Origin of the sequence: Trabulsiella guamensis ATCC 49490 (assembly GCF_000734965.1) — a bacterium.
GTDB lineage: Bacteria > Pseudomonadota > Gammaproteobacteria > Enterobacterales > Enterobacteriaceae > Trabulsiella > Trabulsiella guamensis.
Map to the genome: position 1 here is coordinate 1 of NZ_JMTB01000098.1, position 11133 is coordinate 11133.

The 11133-nt window shown below is 57.6% G+C and carries 2 protein-coding genes and 3 pseudogenes; all 5 read left to right on the plus strand.

Going from position 1 to position 11133, the window contains the following annotated elements; all coding sequences use genetic code 11:
• Nucleotides 1-4411: pseudogene (locus GTGU_RS27075) on the plus strand (Ig-like domain-containing protein); the annotation flags it as partial.
• A 1470-nt stretch (nt 4412-5881) separates the two neighbouring features.
• Nucleotides 5882-6076: pseudogene (locus GTGU_RS27080) on the plus strand (FG-GAP-like repeat-containing protein); the annotation flags it as partial.
• A 693-nt stretch (nt 6077-6769) separates the two neighbouring features.
• A pseudogene (locus GTGU_RS27085) lies at nt 6770-7477 on the plus strand (type I secretion C-terminal target domain-containing protein); the annotation flags it as partial.
• Between the two features lie 176 nt (nt 7478-7653).
• Nucleotides 7654-9816, plus strand: coding sequence for a type I secretion system permease/ATPase (locus GTGU_RS16160; protein WP_038159264.1), 2163 nt, complete (start codon nt 7654-7656; stop codon nt 9814-9816).
• A gap of 1 nt (nt 9817) precedes the next feature.
• Entirely contained in the window at nt 9818-10993 is a 1176-nt protein-coding gene (locus GTGU_RS16165; RefSeq protein WP_038159261.1) for an HlyD family type I secretion periplasmic adaptor subunit, read from the plus strand.
• Nucleotides 10994-11133: the final 140 nt, after the last annotated feature.

An 11133-nucleotide genomic window follows, 5' to 3' on the forward strand; every position in this document is an offset into this window, starting at 1 on the left:
TAACAGCTACACCACCGTGATCGACGCGAACGGCAACTGGAGCGTCGGTGTTCCGGCAGCCGATGTGACTGCCCTGCAGGACGGCACCAGCACCATCAGCGTGACCGTCACCACCGCCGCCGGTAACAGCGGCTCGGCAACGCACGACGTCACAGTCGATGCCACGGCACCGACGCTGGCCTTTGACGCCATCAGCACCGATAACGTGCTGAACGCCGCCGAAAAAGGGCAGGATCTGACCCTCAGCGGTACCAGCACCGGCCTGACGGCAGGCACCACGGTAACCGTGATGCTGAACGGCACCGCGTACACCGCAACGACAGACGCCACCGGTAACTGGACGCTGACCGTCCCGGCAGCGGATCTGGCCGGTCTCGGCGAAGCGGATTACACGCTGACAGCCAGCGCGACCAACAACACCGGTAACAGCACCAGCACCACCGCGAACCTGCTGGTGGATGCGGTAGCGCCGGTGATCACCATTAACACCCTGGCCGTTGACGACATCCTGAATGCGACCGAAGCGCAGGCTGACCTGGTGATTAACGGCATGACCACCGCACAGGCCGGTCAGACCGTGACCGTCACTGTTGGCGGTATTAACTACACCGCACAGGTCCAGGCAGACGGCAGCTGGAGCGTGACCGTTCCGGCTAATGACGTGGCTGCGCTGACTGATGGCGCGGCGGTGATTACTGCCAGCGTCAGTGACGTTGCAGGTAACCCGGCGTCTGCCAGCCACAACCTGACCGTCGATACGGCGGCTCCGGTGGTGACGATTAACACCGTCGCCGGTGATGACATTCTGAACACCACCGAACACGGTCAGGCACAGGTGATCAGCGGCTCTGCAACCAACGTCGCAGCCGGTGATACCGTGACCGTGACCCTGAACGGTAACAGCTACACCACCGTCATTGATGCGAACGGCAACTGGAGCGTCGGCGTTCCGGCGGCCGATGTGACTGCCCTGAACGACGGCACCAGCACCATCAGCGTGACGGTGACCACGGCTGCGGGTAACAGCGGCTCGGCAACGCACGACGTGATCGTGGATTCATCTGTGGCAAGCATCAGCTTTGATGCCATCAGCACCGACAACGTGCTGAACGCCGCAGAGAAAGGGCAGGATCTGATTCTGAGCGGTACCAGCACCGGCCTGACGGCAGGCACCACCGTAACGGTAATGCTGAACGGCACCGCGTATACGGCAGTGACAGACGCCACCGGCAACTGGACGCTGACCGTTCCGGCAGCGGATCTGGCTACACTTGGCGAAGCGGATTACACACTGACCGCCAGCGCGACCAACAGCACCGGTAACAGCACCAGCACCACCGCGAACCTGCTGGTGGATGCGGCAGCGCCGGTGATCACCATTAACACCCTGGCCGTGGACGACATCCTCAACGCGACCGAAGCGCAGGCTGACCTGGTGATTAACGGCATGACCACCGCACAGGCCGGTCAGACTGTCACCGTCACTGTCGGCGGTATCACCTACACCGCACAGGTGCAGGCAGACGGCAGCTGGAGCGTGACCGTTCCGGCTAACGACGTGGCTGCGCTGACTGATGGCGCGGCGTTGGTTACTGCCAGCGTTAACGATATCGCCGGTAACCCGGCGTCTGCCAGCCACAACCTGACTGTCGATACGGCGGCTCCGGTAGTGACAATTAACACCGTCGCCGGTGACGACATTCTGAACACCACCGAACACGGCCAGGCACAGGTCATCAGCGGCTCTGCGACGAACGCTGCGCCAGGTGATTCTGTGACCGTGACTATCAACGGTAACAGCTACACCACTGTCATTGATGCGAACGGCAACTGGAGCGTCGGTGTTCCGGCGGCTGACGTCACGGCCCTGCAGGACGGCACCAGCACCATCAGCGTGACCGTCACCACCGCCGCCGGTAACAGCGGCTCGGCAACGCACAATGTCGACGTTGACCTGAATCCGGTCTCCGTCAGCATCAACAGCGTCACGGCGGATGACATCATCAACGCCGCGGAAACGGGCGTGGATCTGGTGCTGTCCGGCTCCACTGTCAACGTGGAAGCGGGTCAGATGGTCACTATTATCTTTAACGGCCAGACCGTAACTGCCGTTGTTGACAGCAATGGCGACTGGTCATACACCATCCCTTCAACGGATCTGGCTAACCTGAACGCCGGCAGCGCCCGTGTTCAGGTTAGCGTCAGCAACGCCAGCGGTAACAGCGCAGCAGCCGACCATAGCTACAGCGTGGATACCGACGCGCCGGTCATCACCATCAACACCATGGCGGCAGATGACATCCTGAATGCGGCTGAAGCGCAGACGGATCTGGTGATCACCGGTACCAGCACTGCGGAAGCCGGGCAGATCGTCACCATCACGCTGAACGGTAATACCTATACCGCGCTGGTGCAGGCCAACGGTAACTGGAGCGTGACCGTTCCGGCTAATGACGTGGCTGCCCTGACTGACGGCAATACTGTAATCACTGCCAGCGTCAGTGACGTGGCAGGTAACCCGGCATCGGCAAGCCATAACCTGACGGTAGATACCACCGCGCCGGTGATCACCATCGATACCGTGGCGAGCGACGATATCGTCAATAACGGTGAGCAGCTGGCGGGGCAAACCATCAGCGGCACCACCACGGCAGAGCCGGGACAGACGGTCACCGTGACCTTTAACGGGCATACCTATCTGGCGACGGTGGATAGCGCTGGCAACTGGTCGGTGCTTGTTTCGGCAAATGATTTTGCGGGGCTGGTGGATGGTCAGTACACCATCACGGCGACCGTGAATGACATCGCAGGTAACACCGGCAACAGCAGCCACAACGTAACGCTGAATGGCGATGTACCGACAATCACGGTGAATACCCTGAGTGTGGATGACATCATTAACGCCGCCGAGCATGGCACGCCGCTGACCATCAGCGGAACGACGACGGCGCCAGCAGGTCAGACGGTCACCATTACGCTGAACGGCAACACTTACACCACCACAGTGCAGAGCAATGGTCAGTGGAGCCTCATCGTGGGCAGCGCCGATGTTGCCGCACTGGCGGATGGCACCGCGTATACGGTGCATGCGGAAGTGAGCAATACCATCGGCAACAGCGCCAGTGATGATCACGTTGTTAACGTCGATCTGACGCCGCCAGCGCAGATCATCACCATTGTTGCGGTACAGAATGACACCGGGCTGGACAGCGCCGATTTCATCACCAGTGATAACCAGATTGTGCTGAATGGTTCGCTCTCTGCGCAGCTCGGTAACGGCGAAACCGCGCAGATCAGCCTTGACGGCGGTGCGACCTGGATTGATCTGGTGGTCAACGGCACCACCTGGACCTTCAATGACGGACGTACGCTGGCGGATGGTGCGCATCAGTACATGGTGCGTGTGATTGATAACGCCGGGAACGTTGGTGCGGTCAGCAGTCAGACAGTGGTCGTGGATACCACGCTGCCAGCGGTGACGCTGATCTCCGTGGATTCGATTAGCCAGGATACGGGGCTGTCGACCAGCGATTTCATTACCTACGACAACCAGATCACCCTGCAGGGCTCACTGAACGCGGTACTGGCCAGTGGTGAACACGTACAGATTAGCATCGACGGCGGTCTTACCTGGTTTGATGTCAGTGTGAACGGCCAGAGCTGGACCTGGGTTGATGGTCGTACGCTGACCGATGGCGACTACCTCTATCAGCTGCGGGTGATTGACGATGCCGGCAACATCAGCGCGACCACCAGTCAGACGGTGACCGTGGATATGCAGGTACCGGACGCCAGCAAAACCATCGCTTTTGACAGCATCAGTGATGACAGCGGTCTCAGCAGCAGCGATTTCGTCACCAATGACACCTCGCTGAGCCTGCAGGGTTCCCTGGGCGCAACGTTGTCTCCGGGTGAAATCGTCCAGATTAGCCTTGATGGCGGCGCCACCTGGCAGAGCGTGACGGTCATTGGCAACAACTGGTTCTTTGATGATGGTCGTACGCTGGCCGATGGCACATATGACTACTGGGTGCGTGTGATTGATACGGCGGGCAACGTTGGTGCGACAGCGCACCAGCAGGTGACCGTCGACCTGGTGGCACCGGACAGTGCGATTACCGTCAGCATTGACAGTATCTCTACTGACAGTGGCTACAGCGACAGCGACTTCCTGACCAACGATACATCGCTGACCATCACCGGCTCCATCGGCGCGCCGCTGGGTGCTGGCGACCAGGTGCAGATCAGTACCGATAACGGGCTGACCTGGCAGAACGTCATCATGAATGGCAACAGCTGGACGTTCGTTGATTCGCGTACCCTGGCGGATGGTGATCATACTTATCAGGTACGTGTTATTGACGTAGCAGGAAATACCGGCGCGACAGATCAGCAGGTTGTGACTGTTGACCAGACGCCGTCCACCACGATGGCGACCATTGTCAGCTATACCGACGATGTGGCTTCTTCACGCGGTGAGTTTGCGTCCGGCACGACTACCGACGATCGCATGCCGGTACTGAACGGTACGCTGTCCACGGGGCTGCAAACTGGCGAACTGGTCCGCATTTACAGCGCTGACGGCACGTTGCTCGGCGAAGCCGATGTTAACGGCACCGACTGGACATACCAACTGAACGAACCGCTGATCGACGGTCAGCAGGGCGAGTTCTACGCGGTGGTGGTTGATGCCGCGGGTAACGAAGGCGCGCCGTCGCCGGTGTTTGATTTCACCGTGGATCTGCAAATGTATGCGGCCACGCAGAACACACTGGACACCACTCCTATCGTGACTGGTCGCGTTGATTTCGAGATCCTCACCGGCGAATACGTGGAAGTGACGATCAACAACGTGGTATACAGCTCCCGTACCGGTGCGGTGGTCATCGACCCGTTAAACAGCACCTGGTATGTGCAGATCCCTGACAGTGATGCACTGGCGCTGGGCACTTACGATGTGAAAGCGGTACTCTACAAAGCGGACGGAACGCAGATCACGGCGGATGACACCACCGGTGAACTGACGGTATCTGCGACGCCATCCATTACCTTTACGTCATCAGCAGCGTCTTCTGATGATACCGGTACGGCGCTGACGCTGGGTGAAGATGGCACATGGCGTATCCTGAGCAACTCGACGGTGTTTACGCAGAATGCCTCCGACTCGACCACCTTAGGGTCATTTGACTCAGTGGCTATCAGTGGTCCGGATGATCAACAGCAGTCGTCGTTTATCGACTTCGACCGCGATGGTCTGATGGATATTCTGGGGGCGGATACTGGCTATGCGAACGGCCAGCAGTCGTTCAAATATAACGAAGATGGTACCTACACCTCCTTCCAGGTGGGGGCTTATGGTGAATCGGGTCAGACCAACGATCCTAACGGTAACATCTACGGCTGGTACGGTGGCGCGATGGGGATCGATATCAACGGCGATGGCTATGTTGATATGGTCTATGGTGACGAAACGCCGAACGATGAAGAGACGCGCGGCGGTCATGACACGAGTTTCGTGATGAACACCGACGGGACCGTCGCTGGTTTTGATAAGACCGGCGCCTATGTCAACAGCAATACCTCGCAGGATGGTACACCGGCGACCAACAGCGGTAACGCAACACCGGACCGTGAGGTATCGGGTGTTGACGTGAACAACGATGGTTATGTCGATATCACCTATCATGGTACGGCAGGGACGAACACCACCTCGGGCGGCGGTAGCAGCACGTCGAGTTCTCGTATGGCGATTGTCACCAACGGGGTTGATGCGAATGGCAACATGACGCTGACCAACACCCAGGTGGTGACGGATGTGTTCTACGGCGACAGCACCGCGGATAACTACTACACCACCATGACCTGGTCCGATCTCAACGGCGACGGTTATATGGATCTGTTCGTGGCCGGGTTAAGCGGTAAGGGCAACGCCACCAGTGCCATCTTCTATAACGATGGTAGCGGGAATTTAACAGCGGCGACCAATGGCGTGGGGGCCGGGTCGAATGTGCAGACCCTGGGCGACAGCGTCAACAGTATGACCTCGCTGGCAGTGGACTGGAACGGCGACGGCAAGATGGATCTCATCGAAATTGCCGGTGCGGCAGGTTCGACGGCGACCAATAACGCCAGCAACGTCGGTCTGCTGTGGACCAACAACGGCACGGACAGCGGTACCGGCCAGGTCAACTGGACGTCGCAAACGTTGATCACCAACGCCAACCAGGGCAGCTCCAACTTTACCACCGGTGCGCTGGCGCTGGACCTTGATTACGATGGTGACAAAGATCTGGTGATGTTCCGTGCCGCAGGCGGTAAGACGGAATACATCGAGAACACCAACAAAATCAACGACGGTACCAGCATCATCCTGCGTATTTCAGACGCGAACGGCATCAACGCCTTCTATGGCAACACGGTGCTGCTCATTGATGAAAGCACAGGGAAGGTGGTCGGTTCGCAGGTGATAAACGCCCAGGGCGGCGTGAACATGAACGACTCGTCCGGGTTGGTCTACTTCTACGGACTGGATGCGAGCAAATCGTACAGCGCGGTATTGCTGGCAAATGGCAATGACTACGGTGGCGTGTCGTCGGTGAGCTTCGACTCCTCCGGCGTCTCGAATGCCATCGAGAATGTCAACGCCTCCTGGGGCGGCCTGAAGGCGGTAGAGAAGAACCATGCGTACACACTGACGGCGGAAGACGGCGCGTCGGCGACGAACAGTGCGCAGGCAGCCACTGACGGCACCAACTCCATCGGTATTGTGGGGACGGGCTACAACGATACGTTGAATGCCACGGCGGGGACGCACATCTATAACGGTGGTGGCGGTAGCCGCGAGGTTTCTGATGTTGACGTCTGGACCGCGAACGGTGGGATGGACATCGTCGACTACAAACTGGCGGGCAACACGTCGCTGAACATCGACCTGAGCAACGGCGCGATGCAGAACACCGGGTTCGGTAATGCGCAGTTCGTGAATGTTGAAGGGATCGCCGGGGGTAACGGTAACGATGTCTTTACCGGCAGTACCTCGGATAACTTCTTCGAAGGACGCGGCGGCAACGATACCTTCAACATCGGTAACGGTGGTCAGGATACGCTGCTGTACAAACTGCTTAATCCAGCAGACGCCGCAGGCGGTAACGGCAGCGACGTGGTAAACGGCTTTACCATCGGGACCTGGGAAGGGACCGCGGATACTGACCGTATCGACCTGCGTGAACTGCTGTCCGGTAGCGGTTACACCGGCACTGCCAGCGCGACCTATGTGGACAGTGTCGCCACGCTGGATCCGAGTGCGGGTAACATCAGCGACTACATTCGTGTGGTGCAGAACGGCAGCAATACCGAAATCCAGGTAGATATCGATGGCGCGTCCGGTAACTTCTCACCGACGACAGTGGTCACGCTGAACGGTGTCCAGACCGATCTTGCCACGCTGCTGGCAAACCATCAGTTACTGGTGATGTAACCAGGATGCCGGGGGAATTTATTCCCCCGGCATATATCATGCTAAATAACCACTAGAATAAACAGAGGCTCTCTGGCCTGCGTTTATTCATGCGCAGAAACCGTATGAACACCATTTCAAATACGAATAACGTTTTTCCAGTACAGCGTCATCACGCAGAACAGGAACGTAACTCTATGAACGCGAACCCGCAATATGAACCCTGGCTCCAGGCTATGATCGGCGTTGCGCAATATTATCGTCTCGACTTTTCTCAGGAACATGTTCGGGTGACGATCAATTACGAAGGGCAGTCACCTCGCGATCTGGTATTAAAAGATATGGCGCGGCAGCTTGGCCTGGGGTTGCGCAGTGTTCCGGCGAAAGTCTCTTATCTTGATCCCTGGCGGTTACCGCTGATCGCGGAATTCGACGGCGGGCAAATCGCGGTGATTAATCGCATGGACAGTGAAGGCAACGTCAGCCTGCAGTTCAGCGGCGATGAAGGGCTGGAAACTGTACTGCCTCGTGACGAATTAGGTTCGCGAATCAAAACGTTATTTATTCTTCGCCCGCTGGAATCCACCCCTGACGCGCGCGTTGATGATTATATTAAGCCTTATAAGAAAAGCTGGTTCTGGCGACTGGCGTTAAAAGACTGGCACCGTTATCTCGATATTATGGTCGTCGCCCTGGTGGCGAACGTGCTGGCGTTGTCCGGCATGATCTTTTCGATGCAGGTCTATGACCGTGTCGTGCCATCGCAATCAGAAACCACGCTCTGGGTTTTATTTGGCGGGGTGATGCTGGCGATCCTCTTTGAATTCATTATGCGTATGCTGCGGGTCTATATTTCCGATGTGGTCGGTAAACGTGCCGATTTACGCATTTCCGAACGTGTATTTGCCCACGCGCTGCGAATTAAAAACGGCGCCCGTTCAAAATATACTGGATCGTTTATTTCGCAAATTCGCGAACTGGAAGCGGTGCGGGAATTAATCACCTCCACCAGTATTGCGGCGATTTCCGATTTGCCGTTCTTCCTGCTGTTTGTCTTCATTCTGTGGATGATTGGCGGCCCGCTGGTGCTGGTGGTGCTGATGGCGGTGCCTTTGTTGCTCATTCCCGGCATGCTGGTGCAGCGCCCGCTGGCGCGGCTGTCAACGGAAGGGATGCGCGAATCCGCCATCCGCAACGCGACGCTGGTCGAAGCGGTGCAGGGGATTGAAGACATCAAGCTGATGCGTGCCGAACAGCGTTTCCAGAATCAATGGAATAACACCAACTTTGTTGCCGCCGACGTGGGCATGCGCCAGCGCTGGCTGACCGGCATGCTGCTGACCTGGACTCAGGAAGTGCAGTCGATCGTCTACGCGGTGGTACTACTGGTTGGCTGCTATCTGGTGATCAGCGGCGACATGACCACCGGTGCGCTGGTCGGGACCTCGATCCTCGCGTCGCGCACTATCGCACCGCTGTCACAAATATCCGGTGTGCTGTCACGCTGGCAGTCGGCAAAAGTGGCATTGCAGGGGCTTGATGATCTCATGCAGCGCCCGATTGACGAACCGCAGCGCGGTAAAAAAGTGCATAAAGCGCATCTGCGCGGCCACTATCAACTGGAGAACGTCAGCTTTTACTACGATGAAGAAGAGAAGCTGAGCGTACTGACGATTCCGGCGCTGAACATCAACGCAGGCGAGCGCGTGGCGGTGCTCGGGCGCAACGGTTCCGGTAAAAGCACGCTGTTGCAGGTGCTGGCCGGAATGCAGGAGCCGCAACAGGGTTCCGTGCTGCTCGACAACATCGCGCTTAACCATCTCGACCCGGCGGACGTGCGCCGCGATATGCAACTGCTGAGTCAGCAGGCGCGGCTGTTCTTCGGCTCGATTCATGACAACATCACCCTGGGCAACCCGACAGCCACCGACGACGACATCCAGCAGGCGCTGGCGATAAGCGGCGCGCTGGAGTTCGTTCGCAAGCAAAAAATGGGGCTGAACTATGTGATCAGCGAAGGGGGCGCGGGCTTGTCCGGTGGCCAGCGTCAGGCGCTGTTGCTGGCGCGCGCGATACTGACCTCGCCCAATATCCTGTTGCTTGATGAGCCCACCGCCTGGCTGGATGAAATCGGCGAGCAGCAGTTTATTCATCATCTCAAACAATGGCTTGGCACCCACCGCACAATGGTGGTCGCTACGCACCGTCTGCCGATCCTTGAGCTGGTAGACCGTATTATCGTCCTCGACAACGGCCGCATCGTGATGGATGGCCCGCGCGAGGCAATCCTCAATAAACATGGCTTAACGCCTGACAGCAATGTGTCAATGATGAAAACCCCGTCGCAGGGGAGATCGTAAAATGAGCGAAATGAACCGTTTTAACAGTCGCCTGAGCGAACCGAGCCTGCCACGCTCGTCGCTGGTGGCGTGGTTTTTATTTATCGCGCTGGCGGCGTTTGTCGCCTGGGCGAGCATGTTTCACCTCGACGAAGTGACCACCGGCAGCGGCAAAGTGGTGCCGTCATCCCATGAGCAGGAGATCCAGTCGCTGGAAGGCGGCATTATCTACAAACTGATGGTGCATGAAGGGGATATCGTCGAAAAAGGCCAGCAACTGGCGCAGCTTGACCGCACTAAAACTGAATCCAGCGTGCTGGAAAGCGAATCCAAACTGCATGCCGCCATGGCGACCGCGGCACGGCTTAACGCCGAAGTGAACGATACCGCGCTGGTGTTTCCGCCGGAGCTCAGTAACGAGTCGGAACTGATCAGGCAGGAAACCGCGCTGTATCAGTCCCGTCGTGACAGCCTTGAAAAAGGGCTGGCGGGTCTGAAAGAGGGCATTTTACTGGTGCAGCGAGAGCTGTCGCTCACCGAGCCGCTGATCCAACAGGGCGCTGCCAGCAATGTGGAAGTGCTGCGTCTCCAGCGGCAGAAAAATGAGCTGGAGAATAAAATCGCCGAGATGCAAAACCAGTATTACGTGCGGGCGAGGGAAGAGCTGGCGCACGCGAATGCGGAAGTTGAAGCCGAACGTTCGGTGATGCGCGGACGTGAGGACTCACTTACCCGTCTGACCTTCACTGCACCGGTGCGCGGCATTGTGAAAGACATTGACGTCACCACCGTTGGCGGCGTCATCCCACCCGGCGGCAAGCTGATGAGCCTGGTGCCGCTGGACGATCAGATCCTGATTGAAACGAAAATTCTGCCGCGTGATGTGGCGTTCATTCACCCCGGCCAGAAAGCGCTGGTGAAAGTGACGGCGTACGATTATTCGATTTACGGCGGTATTGACGGCGTGGTGACAATGATTTCGCCAGACACCATCCAGGATGAGGTCAAACGCGACGTCTATTTTTACCGGGTTTATATTCGCACCGACAGCAACCAACTGGTGAATAAACAGAAAAAAGCGTTTCCGGTGTTTCCCGGCATGATCGCGACCGTGGATATTAAAACGGGGAATAAAACGATTCTGGAGTATCTGTTAAAACCGCTGAACAAAGCGAAAGAGGCGCTGCGGGAGCGGTAGGGCAGGGATTTCTTAATACCCCGGCAGGCATCCGTGTCGCCGGGGATATTAACGGAGGACTTTCGTCACCCCGGTCCAGGAAAGGAACTCTGTATACCCTTCATACTTCAGGGTATGTAATAGGGTAATTAAAACGTTTT

Excerpts from the sequence above, each read along its gene's own strand:
- GTGU_RS16165 (WP_038159261.1), top strand. The coding sequence starts at position 9,818 with ATGAGCGAAATGAACCGTTTTAACAGTCGCCTGAGCGAACCGAGCCTG.
- GTGU_RS16160 (WP_038159264.1), top strand. The coding sequence starts at position 7,654 with ATGAACGCGAACCCGCAATATGAACCCTGGCTCCAGGCTATGATCGGC.